The following is a 16,320-nucleotide window of genomic DNA, read 5'->3' as shown; positions in this document are numbered from 1 at the left end:
TTGCCGCGCCCCGGGTAACGGATGCCGACGGCATCCGTCGCCCGCACCCCGCCGGCACACCTGTCATTGACGACACGAAGGAATCTCCTGTGAAACGAACAACGAAGTTCGCCGCGCTCTGCGCCGCCCTCCTGGCGGGCACGCTCGTCGTTGCGCCGGCCGCCGCCGATGCCGGCACCGGCCAGGCCCGCGGCGATGTGCGCGACGCGGACCGGGTGCTGCTCGGCTATGCCACGGACACCTGGACCTCCCTCGCCGCCATGACCGACACGACCACCGGTCTCCCCGCCGACGCGCTCGAGGGCGACCTGTCTGCGCCGAGCGACAACACCAGCCCCACGAACATCGGCGGGTACCTGTGGTCGACGATCGCGGCGAGAGACCTCGGTGTGATCAGTCGCACGGATGCGTACACCCGGCTCCGCACGACCCTGGCGACCCTCGCCGGCCTCGAACGCCACGCGCCCAGCGGAATGTTCTACAACTGGTACTCACCCAGGGACGGCCACAAGCTCACCCAGTGGCCCGGCACCGGCGACCGGGTCGACCCCTTCCTGAGCACGGTCGACAACGCCTGGCTCGCCGCCGCGTTCCGGGTCGTCGCCCGGGCGGAACCGCGCCTCGCCGGCCCCGCCGACGCTATCTACGACAGCATGGACTTCGGCTACTTCCACGACCTGAACGCCCGGCCGGGCGTCGGCCTCAACCGTGGTGGATTCTGGGTGACGCCCCCTCCCGGGTGCAACGTTCCCGGCAATTACGGCGGAGACACGACACCGGTCTACTACACGTGCCACTGGTACGACACGAGCGTGAGCGAAGCCCGGATGGCCACCTACCTTGGAATCGCCAAGGGCGAGATCCCGGCAAAGGACTACTACGGAACCCTCCGCACGATGCCCGAGCAGGGCTGCGACTACGCCTGGCAGGAGCAGAAGCCGACCGGCGTGACTCGGGAGTACCTCGGTGTTCCCGTCTATGAGGGCGTGTATGCCTATCGCGGCATGTCCATCGTCCCGGCCTGGGGAGGCAGCATGTTCGAGGCCCTGATGCCCGACCTCTTCGTTCCCGAGGCCGCCTGGGGACCGAGGTCGTGGGGAATCAACCACCCGGCGACCGTGCGCGCCCAGAAGGAACACGGCCTCGAGGAGGCCGGCTACGGGTACTGGGGATTCTCGCCGGCGAGCAACCCGTTCGGCGGATACTCCGAATACGGTGTCGAGGCCCTCGGCATGAGCAGCGACGGGTACGCCTCCGACCGGGAACGCACCAACGTCGACGCCGGGTACGCGGGCTGCCGTGAGGCGACCAATCCGACCCCGACCTTCGGCGACGGCGTCGTGACGCCGCACGCCTCGTTCCTCGCGCTCGCGTACGACCGGCCGGCCGCGTTGAAGAACCTGGCCGGCATCAAGAACAATCTCAAGGCCTACGGTCCCGGTGGCTTCTACGACGCCGTCGCAACGAAGAGCGGGACTGTGGCCCGCCGGTACCTCTCGCTCGACCAGTCGATGATCATGGCCGCCATCGTGAACGACCTGAAGAAGGATCGCCTCAAGGGCTACTTCGTCGACAGGAGCTTCGAGAAGGCCGTGCGTCCCCTCATCGCAGCCCAGATCTTCGGGTCCAGCCTCGGGTAGCGACATCGGGAATCGACGTCGGGGACAGGCGTCGGGAACAGGCGCGGGGGCCGGACTGTAGAATCGAGGCATCCACGCCCCCGACGCCACCGGAGTGAACCATGCCAACCATCGTCGTTGAAGTTATGCCCAAGGCCGAGCTGCTCGACCCGCAGGGAAAAGCCGTCGCCGGCGTCCTCGGCCGCCTCGGCAAGAGCCGCTTCACGAGCGTTCGCCTCGGCAAGCGTTTTGAGCTCACCATCGACGGGCCCGTCGACGAGGCCGTGCTCGCCGAAGTGCGCGAGCTCGCCGACTCCGTGCTCTCCAACGCCGTGATCGAAGACGTCGTCGGCATCCACGTCGTCGGCGCAGACAGCACGGTCGGGGCATCCGCCTGATGCGCATCGGCGTCGTCACCTTCCCCGGTTCGCTCGACGACCGTGACGCGCAGCGCGCGATCCGGATCGCCGGCGCGGAACCCGTCGCACTCTGGCACGGCGAGCACGACCTGCGCGGCGTCGACGCGATCGTGCTGCCCGGCGGCTTCAGCTACGGCGACTACCTGCGCGCGGGCGCGATCGCGAGCCTCTCGCCGATCATGGCCGAGGTCATCGACGCAGCGAACAGCGGCATGCCGGTGCTCGGCATCTGCAACGGCTTCCAGATGCTCACCGAGGCGCACCTGCTCGAGGGCGGGCTCATTCGCAACGACCACGGCTCCTTCATCTGCCGCGACCAGCAGCTGCGCGTCGAGAACACCGACACCGTCTGGACGAGCGGCTTCACCGCCGGCCAGGAAATCACCATCCCGCTCAAGAACGGCGAGGGCGGCTTCATCGCCTCCGCCGAGACCCTCGCCGAGCTCGAGGGCGAAGGCCGGGTCGTCGTGCGCTATGTCGGACTGAACCCGAACGGCTCCCTCAACGACATCGCCGGCATCAGCAACGCCCGCGGCAACGTCGTCGGTCTGATGCCGCACCCCGAACACGCGGTCGAGGCCGGCTTCGGCCCCGACACCGCGTCCGCGATGCGCAGCGGCACCGACGGGCTCACGTTCTTCACCTCCGCGATCGAGCGGATGCTCGCAACCGCGTAACCCGCACCCCGCGGTGCGCGCGGGGCCCGGCCCGGCCGCGCGCCCGCATCCGCTCGCCCCATCTCGCGCCGTCGCACCGTCTCGCGCTGACCAGCCCCGGGTCCGCCCTAACCAATTCGACGGACTTTTTGCCAAAAGAGTACGTGGGAGGCCGTTTTCGGGCCTCAAAACCCAAAATCTCCGTCGAATTGGTTCGGCGCACGGGCCCTCAGACGGCGGCGGATGCCTCCCACAGGTTGATTCCGGCGTCGACGGCGTGAGCGTCGATCGCGTTGAGCTCCGCTGTTGTGAAGGCCAGGTTCTCGACAGCGGCGACGTTGGCCTCGAGCCTGCGCGACCGAGGACGCCCCGATCAGCGCCGACGTCACCTCGGGGCGCCGCAGCACCCAGGCGAGGGCGAGCTGCGCGAGCGACTGCCCGCGTGCCTCGGCGATGTCGGTCAGGGCGCGGATATGAGTGAGCGTCTCGTCGCTGACCATGTCGCTTTTCATCGACCCGGCGCGCGCCGCCCGCGAGTCCGCGGGCACCCCGTGCAGGTACCGGTCGGTGAGCAACCCCTGGGCGAGCGGAGAGAAGGCGATGCAGCCGACGCCGAGGTCCTCGTGGGTGGTCAGCAGGTCGTCCTCGACCCAGCGGTTGAACATCGAGTACGAGGGCTGGTGGATCAGCAGCGGCGTGCCGAGGTCGGCGAGGATCGCCGCTGCCTGCCGGGTGCGCTCGGGCGAGTAGGAGGAGATGCCGGCGTAGAGGGCGCGGCCGCTCGTGACGGCGGTGTGCAGCGCGCCCATGGTCTCCTCGAGCGGGGTGTCCGGGTCCGCGCGGTGCGAGTAGAACACGTCGACGTAGTCGAGGCCCATCCGTCCGAGGGACTGGTCGAGGCTTGCGAGCAGCGACTTGCGGGAGCCCCACTCCCCATAGGGGCCCGCCCACATATCGTAGCCGGCCTTGGTCGAAATGACGAGCTCGTCGCGGTGCGGACGGAAGTCCTGCTTGAGGTGGATCCCGAAGTTGCTCTCGGCGCTGCCGTACGGCGGGCCGTAGTTGTTGGCGAGGTCGAAGTGCGTCACGCCGAGGTCGAAGGCGCGGCGCAGGATCGCGCGCTGCGTCTCGAGCGGGGTGACCCCGCCGAAGTTCTGCCACAGCCCGAGCGATACGGCCGGGAGTTTGAGGCCGCTCTTCCCGGTGCGGCGGTAGGGCATGGACTCATATCTGGTGTCAGCCGGAAGGTAGGTCATTCCTCCATCGTGGCACGGTGCATCCGCTCGTGCAGGAGGTGGCCGCCGGGTCAGGGCCCCTCGGGCGACCGGCCAGGTGTCCGGATGCGCGGCACCGCGTTCGCCGGCTCGAGGTCGCCCGAGCGCAGCCGAGTGGAACGCTCGGCGATGACCGAGGCCGGCCAGTTCAGGATCCAGCTGTACATCGCGAGCAACGGCTGGCCGAGCAGGGCGATCCCGATCGACACCGCGAACACCACGCAGGTCACGAGGATGTTGCGCCGCACGTAGCGGTACACCCCACGGTCGACCTCGGGCACAAGGATTCCCGCTCGCCGGGCCACGACCCAGAGCAGGCCGTTCACGCCGCTGATTGCCGACACGGTGGCCGCGTAGAGCACGACGGCCTCGGTCTGCGACCCGTACTCGCTCAGCACCGCGGTGGGGAACGGCACGAACGCGATCAGAAGGAGCAGCAGCAGGTTGACGCGCACGAATCCCTGGCTGCGCCCGCCGATCAACTCAAACCGGCGGTGGTGGCCGATCCAGCTGATCGCGATCACGGCAAAGCTCAGCACATAGGCGAAATACTTCGGCGCAAGCTCGGCGAGCGCCTCGGCGAGCTGAGCGCGCGGCACATCCGGCACGCCGATATCGAGGATGAGCAGGGTGATCGCGATCGCGAACACCCCGTCGCTGAACGTCTCAAGCCGGCCGGTGGATCCGCCGTTTCCGACGAGCACCCGGTAACGATCCTGAACACTGTTTTCGGACGGTTTTCCGTTCATGGCACGACCGTACCCTGCCAGTGCTCGGCTACAGCGGATGCCGACGGTCCAGCAGCCGGAGCCTGGGCCGCGGATCCGGTGAGCTCGCGTGCCACGAGGGCAGCAGCGCCGGCCTCCGGATGACGCCCCAGCCGGCGGAGCAGTTCCGCTCGGGTCGCGTGGAACCAGAAGTAGTCGCCGAGACCGTCGATCCGGTCGACGGCGGCGAGCGCAGCGTCCGGGTCGCCGCTCTCGGCGAGGGCGGCCGCCCGGTTCAGCCGTACGACCGGGCTCGGGTCGAGGTGGAGCAGCACGTCGTACCAGGCGAGGACAGCGTCCCAGTCGGTGGCCGCGGCATCCGCTGCGAGGGCGTGGCAGGCGGCGATCGCGGCCGTGACCGCGAACCTCTCCGGGCGGATGCTGCTGCCGCGGATCGCGGACGCGGCGAGCTCGATGCCCTCCGCGGCGAGGCCCCGGTCCCAGAGGCCGCGGTCCTGGTCGGCGAGGAGGACGATGTCGCCCGCGTCATCGAACCGGGCACGCAGCCGGGAGTGCTGGAGCAGCATCGTCGCGAGCAGTCCCTCGAGCACGGGCTCACCCGGCATCAGGCTCGACGAGCAGCCGCCCCAGCCGGATCGCCTCCTCGGCAACGGATGCGCCGGGCGGCCCTGTCTGTACGGGCGGCGGGGCCGAGCCGGGCGGCGCGGGCGAGATCGGTGGCGCCTCCGGCGCCGGAAGCTCAAGCGTCGCTGGCGATACCGAAACCGGCGCGGGCGAAACCGACGCGGACACGGGAGGCGGGGCATCCGCCGACCGGGACGCGTACCCCTCGGTGAACAGCAGGAACACAGTCGTCGCGACGGCGCCCAGCCGGCCGGGCAGCTCCTCCGCGTCAGGAACCCGGTAGCGAATGCCGGCGTCGGCGATCTTGCGCCGCGCCCGGGTGAGGCGCTTGGCCATCGTCGCCTCCGAGACGAGGAGCGCCCGGGCGACCTCGGCGACGCTCAGCCCGCAGAGCACGTGCAGGCTGAGCGCGACCTGCGCCTCCTGCGCGAGCGCCGGGTGGCAGCAGGTGAAGATCAGCCGGAGCCTGGTCGTCGCGGACGACGCCGGGCGGGGTGTCATCGGGTGCCCGTTGCACGGCCAGGATGATCGCCTCCCGTTCCTTGTTCGGCCGCGCGCCCTCCCGCCGGAGCAGGTCGATGACTCGCCGCTTGGCCGCAAGGGTGAGCCACGCGCGCGGATTCGGCGGAACGCCGATGCGACGCCAGGTCTCCAGGGCGCTGATGGCGGCGTCCTGCACGGCGTCCTCGGCCACGGCCAGGTCCCCGGTCAGACGGATGACGGTGGCCAGCACCCGGCGCCCCTCGCCACGCAGCAGCGCGGCGAGGGCCTCGGCCGGGTCGGGGCCGGCCTCGACTGCCGCGCTCGGGATCGTCCCGTGAGGTGGCGCAGATCGACGTTCGTCGGCAGCGGGAACATCGAAATGCGACACCTCAGGTCGCCCGGACCGGGCGGGGACGACCTCGGGGATACCGCCGCCGGCATCCGTCGCCGTCATCACATCAGGGTCGGGACCGTCGGACGCACCTCGACGACGCCGTTCCAGGCGGCGGGGATCGCGGCCGCGTGCCGGATCGCCTCGTCGAGGCTGTCGCACTCGAGCAGGTAGAAGCCGGTCAGGGCCTCCTTCGTCTCGGCGTACGGGCCGTCGCCGATGACGATGTCGCCGCCCTTGCCGCCGGTGACCCGCACGGTCGTCGCGGTCTGGGTCGGGTAGAGCGCGGCGCCGCCGCGGATGACGGCCTCGGCGTCGCGGCCGAATTCCTGGTACTCGGCCATTTCGGCCGCCTGCTCTGGGGCGGTCCAATCGACGTCGCGGGTGTAGGTCAGGGCAACATAGCTGGGCATGGTGACTCCTTCATCGGGGATTTCATCGAATGACCCATCGGGAATGGTGGGATCTACTCTAGGAACGAACGGGGCCGTCCCGAAAGGACAACGCGGGCCGAATTAACGGCAAGTGCTACCGGTGCGGACAACTGTGGCCGGTGCGCCGGTCAGAGTTGTCCGCACCCGCAACCGTTCCGAGGGGCCACGGCCCTCCGGGAAGGCAACCGGTAGACTGGGCCGCGCTAAGCATCCGTTGACTCTGGGAGTACACCGCTCGTGACCGCTGCCTCAAACACCCACTCCCGCGGCATCGCCGACACCGTCGCGAACGCGATCGCCACCCCGGACAAGGACCAGCCCTTCGGCGCGCTGGGACTGACCGCGGGCGAGTACCAGGAGATCCGCACCATCCTCGGCCGCCGCCCCACGAGCGGCGAGCTCGCGATGTACTCGGTGATGTGGAGCGAGCACTGCTCCTACAAGAGCTCGAAGAAGTACCTGCGCCAGTTCGGCGACAAGGTCTCCCCCGCCATGAAGAAGAACCTGATGGTCGGCATGGGCGAGAACGCGGGCGTGCTCGACGTCGGCGAAGGCTGGGCCGTCACCTTCAAGATCGAGTCGCACAACCACCCCTCCTACATCGAGCCGTTCCAGGGCGCCGCGACCGGCGTCGGCGGCATCGTGCGCGACATCATCTCGATGGGCGCCCGCCCGGTCGCCGTGATGGACGCCCTCCGCTTCGGCCGCATCGACGACCCGGACACCGCGCGCGTCGTGCACGGCGTCGTCTCCGGCATCTCGTTCTACGGCAACTGCCTCGGCCTGCCGAACATCGGCGGCGAGACCTGGTTCGACTCGGTCTACCAGGGCAACCCGCTCGTCAACGCGCTCTCCGTCGGCGTGCTGCGCCACGAGGACCTGCACCTCGCCAACGCCCGCGGCGTAGGCAACAAGGTCGTGCTCTTCGGGGCCCGCACCGGCGGAGACGGCATCGGCGGGGCATCCATTCTCGCCTCGGACACCTTCAGCGCCGACGGCCCCACCAAGCGGCCCGCGGTGCAGGTCGGCGACCCCTTTGCCGAGAAGGTGCTCATCGAGTGCTGCCTCGAACTGTTCCGCGACAAGCTCGTCGAGGGCATCCAGGACCTCGGCGCGGCCGGCATCAGCTGCGCGACCTCGGAACTCGCCTCGAACGGCGACGGCGGCATGTACATCCAGCTCGAGAAGGTGCTGCTGCGCGACCCGACGCTCACCGCCGAGGAGATCCTGATGAGCGAGAGCCAGGAGCGGATGATGGCGGTCGTCACGCCCGAGAAGCTCGAGGGCTTCCTCGCGATGACCAAGAAGTGGGACGTCGAGACGAGCGTGCTCGGCGAGGTCACCGACACCGGCCGGCTCGTGATCGACTGGAACGGCGAGGAGATCGTCAACGTCGACCCGCGCACGGTCGCGATCGACGGCCCGGTCTACGACCGCCCGGTCGCCTACCCGACCTGGATCGACGCACTGCAGGCCGACTCGGCCTCGACGTTGCCCCGGTCGACGGATGCAGCGGACTTGCGCGAGCAGTTCCTCGCCCTTCTGGGCTCGCCCAACCTCGCGGACCCGAGCTGGATCACCGACCAGTACGACCGCTACGTGCTCGGCAACACCGCGCTCTCCTTCCCCGACGACGCCGGCATGATCCGCATCGACGAGGAGTCGGGCCTCGGCTTCGTCATCGCGACCGACGCCAACGGCCGCTACTGCCAGCTCGACCCGTACCGCGGCGCCCAGCTCGCCCTCGCCGAGGCGTACCGCAACGTCGCCGCGACCGGCGCGGTGCCGGTCGGCATCAGCGACTGCCTCAACTTCGGCTCCCCGGAGAACCCCGAGGTGATGTGGCAGTTCGAACGCGCCGTCACGGCCCTCGCCGACGGATGCCTCGAGCTCGAGATCCCGGTCACCGGCGGGAACGTGTCGTTCTACAACCAGACCGGCGACCAGCCGATCTACCCGACGCCCGTCGTCGCCGTGCTCGGCGTGATCGACGACGTCGCCCGCCGCGTGCCGAGCGGCTGGCAGGACGACGGCCACAACATCTACCTGCTCGGCATCACCCGCGAGGAGCTCGACGGCTCGGCGTGGGCCGATGTCATGCACGGGCACCTCGGCGGCCTGCCGCCGGTCGTCGACTTGGCCGGGGAGGCCCGGCTTGCCGGCCTGCTCCACGCGGCGTCGATCGAGGCGCTCGTCGACAGCGCGCACGACCTGTCCTCCGGCGGGCTCGCGCAGACCCTGGCCGAAGCAGTGCTCCGATTCGGCGTCGGGGCCCGCGTGTGGCTCGGCGACATCTGCGAGCGGGACGGGATCGACGCATCCGTCGCCCTGTTCTCGGAGTCGGCCGGCCGCGTCATCGTCTCGGTGCCGCGCGAGGACGACGTGAAGTTCCTGGGCCTCTGCGAGGGCCGCAACTACCCGGTGCTGCGCATCGGCGTCACCGACAACACGCTCGACGCCCTCGAGATCCAGGACGTCTTCACCGTCTCCCTGGCCGAGCCTGCAGTCCCGCCACCGCGGCACCCTCCCCGCCCACTTCGCCTAGCCCCCGCCCCCGCGCCTGCCCGTCCCCAGACCGGGAGTGTGGTTCGCGAGAGTACGAAAATGGCCCCTTCACGACATCTGAAGGGGCCTTTTTCGTACTCTCGCGGCCCCTGGCCGTCGGGCTGTGGATAGAACGCTCGCTCGTTCGTGGGAATCGGCATCATCGGGGGATGAAACGACGTCGCGAGCTGCCCCCCACATTGCGCGGCCGACACTTCACCACCCGCCGTGGACGCCACGAGGGCGTATCGCGGAAGCGGATGAGGGGCGCGGACCTTGAGCAGCCGTTTCACGGCATCCGCTCACCACGATTGGGCCCAGCAACGATCGCGACGCTCATAGCGGCATACTCCGAGCGGATGTCGACGGCCCAGTTCTTCAGTCATGTGACGGCAGCGCACCTGCACGGTCTTCCCCTCCCCCGGCGCTTCGCGATGTCAGGCGTGATTCATGTCTGCGTCGACGACCCGGCGGAACGACAGAGAGTGAGGGGGACCGTCGCGCACCATGCGCGACCAGGAACGGTACGCCTGGTCGATATCGGCGGTTATCGCGTGGCCGCTCCGGTCGATGTCTGGCGCCAGCTCGCTGCCGTCCTCAGCCTGGATGAACTCATTGTGATGGGAGACGCACTGGTCGGAGGGAGGCGACCGGTGGCGACCATGGCCGAGCTGCGCACCGGCGTGGCGCGTCACGCAGGCAAGCGCGGCGCACGCCGGCTCAGAGAGGCGCTCGAGTGGGTCCGCCCCGGCGTGCTGTCGCCGCGGGAAACCGAGATTCGGCTCCTCCTGGTGCGGGCCGGCCTTCCCGAGCCGGAGGTGAACGCTCCCCTGACGGATAGGTCGGGACGGAAGATTGCGACGGGCGACCTCGTCTACCGGGAGTATCGAGTGCTCGTGGAGTACGACGGCGAGCAGCATCGAACGGACGAAGAGCAGTATCACTGGGACATCGATCGGCTCGATGCGATCATGGAAGCCGATTGGCGGGTGGTTCGCCTGAACAAGACACATATCCGGGTCAGGAGCGCGTCGGCCGTGCGCAAGGTCGACACCGCACTTCGGGATCGCGGCTGGCGCCCCTGACTCACCCGGCCGTCGCATTCGCACCTATCCAGCCCCCGGCATCCCCCCACCCCTCCCGCGAGAGCGGAGAAACGGCCCCTTGGTGCGCCTTATGAGGGCACAATTCGTACTCTCGCGACGGGACGCCGCCCGGCCGGGTTCGCGAGAGCGGAGAAATGGCCCCTTCGCCGACCCCGAAGGGGCACAATTCGTACTCTCGCGAAGAGTTTGGGCGGGAGTGACCGGGAGGGTTAGAGGGGGGAGGGGTTAGAGGGGGAAGGGGAGGGTGAGGAGGGCCTCGGTGCGGGTCCAGAGGTGAGACGCGACCGTCTGGTCGAGGCTCGTGTTGGTGGGGCGCTGGCGAGTGGGCAGGCCGCGGGTGAGGAAACGGGGGCCGTAGTATTCGCCGCCGCGGGCATCCGTGTCGAGCACAGCGCGCACGGTCGGCCAGGCGCCGCGGTCCTTGCCCTGAGCGCCGATCAGGCCCTGCAGGTTGTCGGCGAAACGCTGCGACCGGCTGGGCTCATTGACCCCACGGATGCCCGGCGTCAGCCCCGACACCGAGTAACCGGGGTGCGCAACGAGGCTCTGCACCCCGCCAGGGCCGCCGAGTCCCGCGAGCCGGAGCCGCCGGTCGAGCTCGAATCCGAACACCTGCATGGCGATCTTCGACTGGGCGTAGGCGACCCAGCCGCTGTACCCCGTCTCGAGCTGCAGGTTGTCCAGGCGCGAGGCGACGAGCCGCGTCGCGAGCGACCCGAGCGCGACGACCCGACTGCCGGGCGTGCGCAGCAGGGCCGGCAACGTGAGAGCGGTGAGGTGAACGTGACCGAGGTAGTTCGTCTCGAGGACGATCTCGTTGCCGGCCGCGCTGAGCTCCCGCGTCTTCGGCGGGTGCACGATGCCTGCGTTGAGCACGAGCCCGTCGAACCGGGGCAGGTCGAGCAGGAGAGCGGCCGCGGCGCGCACGCTGTCGGCGTCTGCGACGTCAAGGGTGATCGCCGAAACGGATGCCCCGGGCACCCGTCCGCGGATGGCCGCGAGCGCGGCATCCGCTTTCACCGGATTGCGGCAGGCCAGAACGACGTGCGCGCCGGTCGCGGCCAGCTGTTCGCTCGTGAAGTAGCCGAGTCCGGCGTTGGCGCCGGTGACGACGAAGGTCTTGCCGGACTGTTCGGGGAGGTGGCGCGGGTCCCAGCTCACGACGTCGGGCCTGCGGGTTCCGCAGTCGCAGGCGCCGGTGCACCGATCGCCGAATCGGGCATGACCCCGATCGCAGCGCCGGCTGCCTGCCCGTCTCCCACGCTGGGCTGGCCGCCGGCGATCGCCACGTGGTGGTGGATGACCTCGGCGACGATGAAGTTGAGGAACTTCTCGGCGAAGCCCGGGTCGAGCCTGGCCTCCTCGGCGAGCGCGCGCAGCCGCTGGATCTGCTGCAGGCTCCCGCGCGGGGTCTGCAGCGGGAAGACCGTGCCTGGCCTTGAGGCGTCCGACCTGCTGGGTGAACTTGAAGCGCTCAGCGAGCATGTGGATGAGGGCGGCATCGATATTGTCGATGCTCTGGCGGATGCCGTTCAATTCGTCGATCGCATCCCGCCCCGCCTCGGCGGGCAATTCCTCGTGTTCGGCCATGACTGAACGATACCGTGCGAGCCCTTCCGCGAAAGCGGGTGAATCGTCGTTTTGGCTGTCGCAAACCGACGATTCACCCGCTTTCGCGGACAGTGGCGACGCTGGGCAGAGGCAAGCGGATGCGCTTCTGCGCGAGCAGGATGCCGAGCAGCACGAGCAGCGCTCCGAGCGGTTCGTTCCAGGACAGCGTCTCGCCCAGCAGCAGCACCCCGAGCACGACGCCGACGACGGGCGTCACGTAGGTGACCGTCGACGCGTTCGTCGGACCCCAGGCGCGGAGCACGTTGATGTTCCAGATGTAGGCGAGTCCGGTGCCGAGCGCGCCGAGGGTGAGCAGGCTCAGCACGATCGCCGGGCTGAGCGACACGGGGTGCCAGGCCAGCACCGGGGTGAGCAGCAGCATGATCGCCCCGCCCAGGCCGATGTTGAGGAACGCGAAGGTCGCGCCCGCGATCGGGCGCCCGCTCAGGAACCGGCGGGTGTACCCGAACGTGAAGCCGTAACAGACGGCGGCGCCGAGGCAGGCGAGCTGACCCCAGAGGTCCCCGGTGAGCGCCGCGTAGCGCCACGGCCCGATGATCACGAGCACGCCGGCGATACCGACGACGACCCCGAGCACCTGCCCGCGCCCGAGCCGTTCGACACGGAAGGCGAGGGTCGCCATCACAGCCGTCATGATCGGCGTCACGGCGTTGTAGATGCTCGCGAGGCTCGAGGACACGTACTGCTCCGCCCACGCGAAGAGGAGATGCGGCACGACGCATCCGCTCACCGCGATCACGAGGAAGTGCAGCCACACGACCGCTTCGCGCGGCAGCACGGGGCCGCCATTCACCCGGGGCCGGGTGATGAGCACGATCAGGCCGAGGGTGAGGCCGCCGAGCACGAGGCGCGACCAGGCGACCTGGCCGAAGCTCACTCCGACGAGGGCGACCTTCATGAACAGGAAGCTCGAGCCCCAGACGACGCCCATGCCGAGGAACTGCAGCGCAATGAGGGCGCGACGAGCCGGCTCGGCGGGAGCGGGGGCTGCAGAAGTGGGGGCGTCGCGCGGGGCGGTGCTATCGGTCACCTGCCGACTGTAACGTGTGCGGCCACCGGCGTCGGCCCCCTCGGAGCGCAACGTCCGGATCCCGCCGGTGAATGGCAGCATCCGCTCGTTGGGGGGCCGAGGGGGCAACGGCGTGGGACGACAAGAGCGGATGCGCACCGCGCATCCGCTCTCTTCGTTCAGACCCTGCGACCCGGGCCCCGGGCTAGTTGATCAGGTCGTGCCGGGAGACGATCGCTTCGCGGCCGGGGCCGACGCCGATCGCGGAGATGCGGGCGCCGCTCATCTTCTCGAGCGCGAGCACGTAGTCCTGGGCGTTCCGCGGCAGGCTCCTCGAAGGTGCGGACGCCGGTGATGTCCTCGGTCCAGCCGGGGAAGTCCTCGTAGATGGGCTTCGCGTGGTGGAAGTCGGACTGCGAGACGGGCACCTCGTCGTGGCGGACGCCGTCGACGCTGTACGCGACGCAGACCGGGATGGCGGCGAGGCCGGTGAGCACGTCGAGCTTGGTGAGCACGAAGTCGGTGACCCCGTTGATGCGTGCCGTGTAGCGGGCGACGGGCGCGTCGTACCAGCCGCAGCGGCGCGGGCGGCCGGTCGTGGTGCCGAACTCGAAGCCCTTGGCGCGCAGGAACTCGCCGGACTCGTCGAAGAGCTCGGTCGGGAACGGGCCGGCGCCGACGCGGGTCGTGTACGCCTTGACGACGGCGAGGACGCGGTCGATCCGGTTCGGGCCGATGCCGGATCCGGTCACGGCGCCGCCGGACGTCGCGTTCGAGGACGTGACGAACGGATACGTGCCGTGGTCGACATCCAGCATCGTGGCCTGACCGCCCTCGAAGAGAACGGTCTTGCCCGCGGTGAGCGCCTCGTGCAGGAGCAACGCGGTGTCTGCGACCATCGGGCGGAGGCGCTCGGCGTAGCTGAGCAGGTCGGTCACGATCTCGTCGACCGAGATCGCGCGACGGTTGTAGACCTTGACGAGCAGGTGGTTCTTCTGGGCGAGGGCGCCCTCGACCTTCTGGCGGAGGATGTTCTCGTCGAAGAGGTCCTGCACGCGGATGCCGACCCGGTTGATCTTGTCGGCATAGGTCGGGCCGATGCCGCGACCGGTCGTGCCGATCTGACGCTTGCCGAGGAAACGCTCGGTGACCTTGTCGACCGTGCGGTGGTACTGGGTGATGATGTGCGCGTTGGCGCTCACCTTCAGGCGGGAGACGTCGACGCCGCGGGAGATCAGCGCGTCGAGCTCCTCGAAGAGCACCTCGATGTCGACGACGACGCCGTTGGCGATGATCGGCGTGACGCCGGGGGTCAGGATGCCCGACGGCAGCAGGTGCAGCGCGTACTTCTCGCCGTCGATCACCACGGTGTGCCCGGCGTTGTTGCCGCCGTTGAACTTGACGACGTAGTCGACGCGGCTGCCGAGGAGGTCGGTGGCCTTACCCTTGCCCTCGTCGCCCCACTGGGCTCCGACCAAAACGATCGCTGGCATTAGTTCTCTCCTCGGATGAAAAACGCCTCGGTGATCGGGGCCGGGTCATCGGCCCGGTAGCCGTCCGGCGTGATGGTTTCCTGGTTGATGCGCGCGATCGCGGTCGGATCGGCGTCGTTCAGGAAGACGGTGAGGCGGTCGAACTCGTCCTGCTCGTCGATCTCGGCGGCGGATCGGCGCAACGCATACAGGGCGCGCAGCACCCCGCGATTGGGCTCGTGGGTCCACGGGATCGGGCCGTGTCCGCGCCAGCCGGCCTTGCGCAGGGCGTCGAGGCCACGGTGGTAGCCGACGCGGGCGAAGGCATACGCCTCGATGGTGCGGCCTTCGAGGTGGGCGACATCCGCCAGCACCGCCCAGGCCAGGGAAGACGTCGGGTGCGCGGCTACGAGGGACGGCAACGCGTGGCTTTCGGTACTCCGGAGCGCCGCGATCACCTCCGGTTCCGCGGGAAGGAGGGTCTCGGGCTGGTCAATCAAGTTTTCGCCGGTCACACTCGATCCTAACGCGTCAGCGGATGCCGGGGGTCGGGTTCAGTCGGCCGGAGAACGTCGCGAGCACCGCGGCGACGACCTCGGGCTGGGGCCGGTCCGGCTCGAAGATGAGCCACTCGAGCCCCGCCATCAGGGTCGCGCCGAAGACGCTGCTCGCCATCAGGCCCGTCACGCCCGCCGCGCCCGCTTCGGTCGGCACGGCCTCCTCGATGGCGGCGGCGAATTCGGCGAGCGCCTGGTGCCGGAACGCGAACGAGGTCTCCTGCCAGGCGCGGTCGGTGCGGAAGATGTCGCCGGCCATCACCTTGGCGAGGGCCGTGTTCCCGGCGATCCGGCAGAGCAGCGTCGTGACGAGCGCCTCGATCGCGGCCCAGCCGTGCAGCCCGGTGCGTGCGGAGCGCAGCGCTTCGGTCAGGGCGGCCATGCCCTCGGAAAGGACGCCCTCGAAGATCTTGTCCTTGGACGCGAAGTTGTAATAGAGGCTGCCCTTGGCCACGCCGGCGCGCACGGCGACGTCGTCCATGGTCGTGCCCGAGATGCCGCGCTCGGCCGCGAGGGCCAGAGCGGCGTCGAAGATCAGGCGTTTCGTGCCGGTCACCTGCGCCATGCGTATTTCCCCGATCCACTCTTGCTTCTGTACTGACTAGTCAGTATATTGGAGATCAGCCCTCGACGCAATGAAGCACCCGGCCGCAGAACGGCCGCCGGGAGCTCACTCACCACACATCGGCACAGCAAAACATCGGCATTCGAAGGCAGAGTCATGCGCGTCACCCTCTCCGCGGTCACCAAAGGCCCCAAAAGCTCCTCCCTCCCGAGCACGACGCTCGAGTACCAGAGCGACACCGTCACCCTGGCGCGCGCCGCAACCGAGCGTCGCCCCACCGTCCTCGGCCTCATCGCGAGCGGTCGGATGCGCCCGGACTCCGGCCAGGTGCTCCTCGACGACACCGTCGACTATTCGTCCATGCGCCGCCGGATCGCCCTTATCGACGCGCCCGGCGTCTGCGAGCCCGCCGCGGACCTCCCCGTCTCCGAGGTCGTCTCCGAGGAGCTCATGTTCGCCGGCCGCCCGGCCCACAGAGGCGCCGTCAAGCGGATGCTGGCCTCGTTCGACCTCGGAGACGAGGGCCGCACGAGCATCGCCGACCTCGACCCGGATGCGCGCATCCGCCTGTTGACGGAGCTCGCGGTGCTGCGCGACGGCGTCGAGGCTCTCGTGATCTGCTCCCCCGACCGGCACGGCGGCGACCCGTTGGGCTGGTGGCTGATCGCCAACGACCTCGCCGAACGCGGTTACGCGGTGCTCGTCATCGCCGGGGATGCCTCGGCGCACGCCATCGCGGCGCTCGAACCCGAACTATTCGTCACAACGGCCGGGGATTCGGTCTCGATCGGAGCGGACACGCTGTGA

The 16,320-nt window shown here is 69.4% G+C and carries 13 protein-coding genes and 5 pseudogenes; 6 read left to right on the top strand and 12 right to left on the bottom strand.

From position 1 onward, the window contains the following. Positions 1-89: 89 nt before the first annotated feature. From KIV56_RS12765 to purQ, 3 genes are all read left to right on the top strand, one after another. Positions 90-1,640 carry a glucoamylase family protein gene (locus KIV56_RS12765; RefSeq protein WP_281533733.1) on the top strand — a complete coding sequence of 517 codons (1,551 nt, stop codon included), beginning with the start codon at positions 90-92 and terminating at the stop codon, positions 1,638-1,640. A 101-nt stretch (positions 1,641-1,741) separates the two neighbouring features. Continuing rightward, on the top strand, positions 1,742-2,017 hold the full coding sequence (purS, locus tag KIV56_RS12760) for a phosphoribosylformylglycinamidine synthase subunit PurS (RefSeq protein ID WP_281533732.1): 276 nt from the start codon (positions 1,742-1,744) through the stop codon (positions 2,015-2,017). Next, positions 2,017-2,715 carry a phosphoribosylformylglycinamidine synthase subunit PurQ gene (gene purQ / locus KIV56_RS12755; protein ID WP_281533731.1) on the top strand — a complete coding sequence of 233 codons (699 nt, stop codon included), beginning with the start codon at positions 2,017-2,019 and terminating at the stop codon, positions 2,713-2,715. The genes purS and purQ overlap by 1 nt, the downstream gene beginning before the upstream one ends. Before the next feature lie 208 nt (positions 2,716-2,923). Here purQ and mgrA read toward each other — a convergent pair. The 6 genes and pseudogenes from mgrA to KIV56_RS12730 form a co-directional block, all read right to left on the bottom strand. Next, positions 2,924-3,950 (bottom strand): annotated as a pseudogene (mgrA, locus tag KIV56_RS12750) (L-glyceraldehyde 3-phosphate reductase). Positions 3,951-4,000: 50 nt separating this feature from the next. After that, a complete protein-coding gene (locus tag KIV56_RS12745; RefSeq protein WP_281533730.1) occupies positions 4,001-4,717 on the bottom strand; it encodes a TMEM175 family protein in 717 nt (238 codons plus the stop codon). Then, positions 4,714-5,301, bottom strand: a complete 588-nt coding sequence (locus tag KIV56_RS12740) for a DUF6596 domain-containing protein (RefSeq protein WP_281533729.1) — start codon at positions 5,299-5,301, stop codon at positions 4,714-4,716. Before KIV56_RS12740 ends, KIV56_RS12745 begins: the two co-directional genes overlap by 4 nt. Then, positions 5,291-5,821: a sigma factor-like helix-turn-helix DNA-binding protein gene (locus tag KIV56_RS12735; RefSeq protein ID WP_281533728.1), complete on the bottom strand. Its 531-nt coding sequence runs from the start codon at positions 5,819-5,821 to the stop codon at positions 5,291-5,293. Before KIV56_RS12735 ends, KIV56_RS12740 begins: the two co-directional genes overlap by 11 nt. 67 nt (positions 5,822-5,888) lie before the next feature. Then, positions 5,889-6,257: pseudogene (locus KIV56_RS20470) on the bottom strand (sigma factor); the annotation flags it as partial. Beyond that, the gene (locus tag KIV56_RS12730; RefSeq protein WP_281533727.1) at positions 6,257-6,607 is read right to left on the bottom strand and encodes a YciI family protein; all 351 of its coding nucleotides are present in this window, start codon (positions 6,605-6,607) and stop codon (positions 6,257-6,259) included. The gene KIV56_RS12730 and the pseudogene KIV56_RS20470, both read right to left, overlap by 1 nt. 258 nt (positions 6,608-6,865) lie before the next feature. Here KIV56_RS12730 and purL point away from each other — a divergent pair. Further along, a pseudogene (purL, locus tag KIV56_RS12725) lies at positions 6,866-9,173 on the top strand (phosphoribosylformylglycinamidine synthase subunit PurL). A 358-nt stretch (positions 9,174-9,531) separates the two neighbouring features. After that, complete coding sequence (locus tag KIV56_RS12720) at positions 9,532-10,257, top strand: hypothetical protein (protein ID WP_281533726.1); 726 nt, start codon at positions 9,532-9,534, stop codon at positions 10,255-10,257. Positions 10,258-10,503: 246 nt separating this feature from the next. Here KIV56_RS12720 and KIV56_RS12715 read toward each other — a convergent pair whose 3' ends face one another. From KIV56_RS12715 to KIV56_RS12690, 6 genes and pseudogenes are all read right to left on the bottom strand, one after another. After that, on the bottom strand, positions 10,504-11,439 hold the full coding sequence (locus KIV56_RS12715) for an SDR family NAD(P)-dependent oxidoreductase (protein ID WP_281533725.1): 936 nt from the start codon (positions 11,437-11,439) through the stop codon (positions 10,504-10,506). Between the two features lie 107 nt (positions 11,440-11,546). After that, positions 11,547-11,868 (bottom strand): annotated as a pseudogene (locus KIV56_RS12710) (chorismate mutase); the annotation flags it as partial. Positions 11,869-11,941: 73 nt separating this feature from the next. After that, a complete protein-coding gene (locus KIV56_RS12705; protein ID WP_281536148.1) occupies positions 11,942-12,841 on the bottom strand; it encodes a DMT family transporter in 900 nt (299 codons plus the stop codon). Between the two features lie 283 nt (positions 12,842-13,124). Next, positions 13,125-14,412, bottom strand: a pseudogene (locus KIV56_RS12700) (adenylosuccinate synthase). Continuing rightward, positions 14,412-14,906: a DUF3151 domain-containing protein gene (locus tag KIV56_RS12695; RefSeq protein WP_281533724.1), complete on the bottom strand. Its 495-nt coding sequence runs from the start codon at positions 14,904-14,906 to the stop codon at positions 14,412-14,414. Before KIV56_RS12695 ends, KIV56_RS12700 begins: the two are co-directional and overlap by 1 nt. Before the next feature lie 16 nt (positions 14,907-14,922). Continuing rightward, positions 14,923-15,513, bottom strand: coding sequence for a TetR/AcrR family transcriptional regulator (locus KIV56_RS12690; RefSeq protein WP_281533723.1), 591 nt, complete (start codon positions 15,511-15,513; stop codon positions 14,923-14,925). A 156-nt stretch (positions 15,514-15,669) separates the two neighbouring features. Here KIV56_RS12690 and KIV56_RS12685 point away from each other — a divergent pair, with 156 nt between their 5' ends. Next, positions 15,670-16,320: a hypothetical protein gene (locus tag KIV56_RS12685; protein ID WP_281533722.1), complete on the top strand. Its 651-nt coding sequence runs from the start codon at positions 15,670-15,672 to the stop codon at positions 16,318-16,320.

Origin of the sequence: Cryobacterium breve (genome assembly GCF_027594785.1) — a bacterium.
Lineage (GTDB): Bacteria > Actinomycetota > Actinomycetes > Actinomycetales > Microbacteriaceae > Cryobacterium > Cryobacterium breve_A.
Note: the sequence above shows the minus strand (reverse complement) of the source record. Positions and strands in the feature narration are given on the sequence as shown.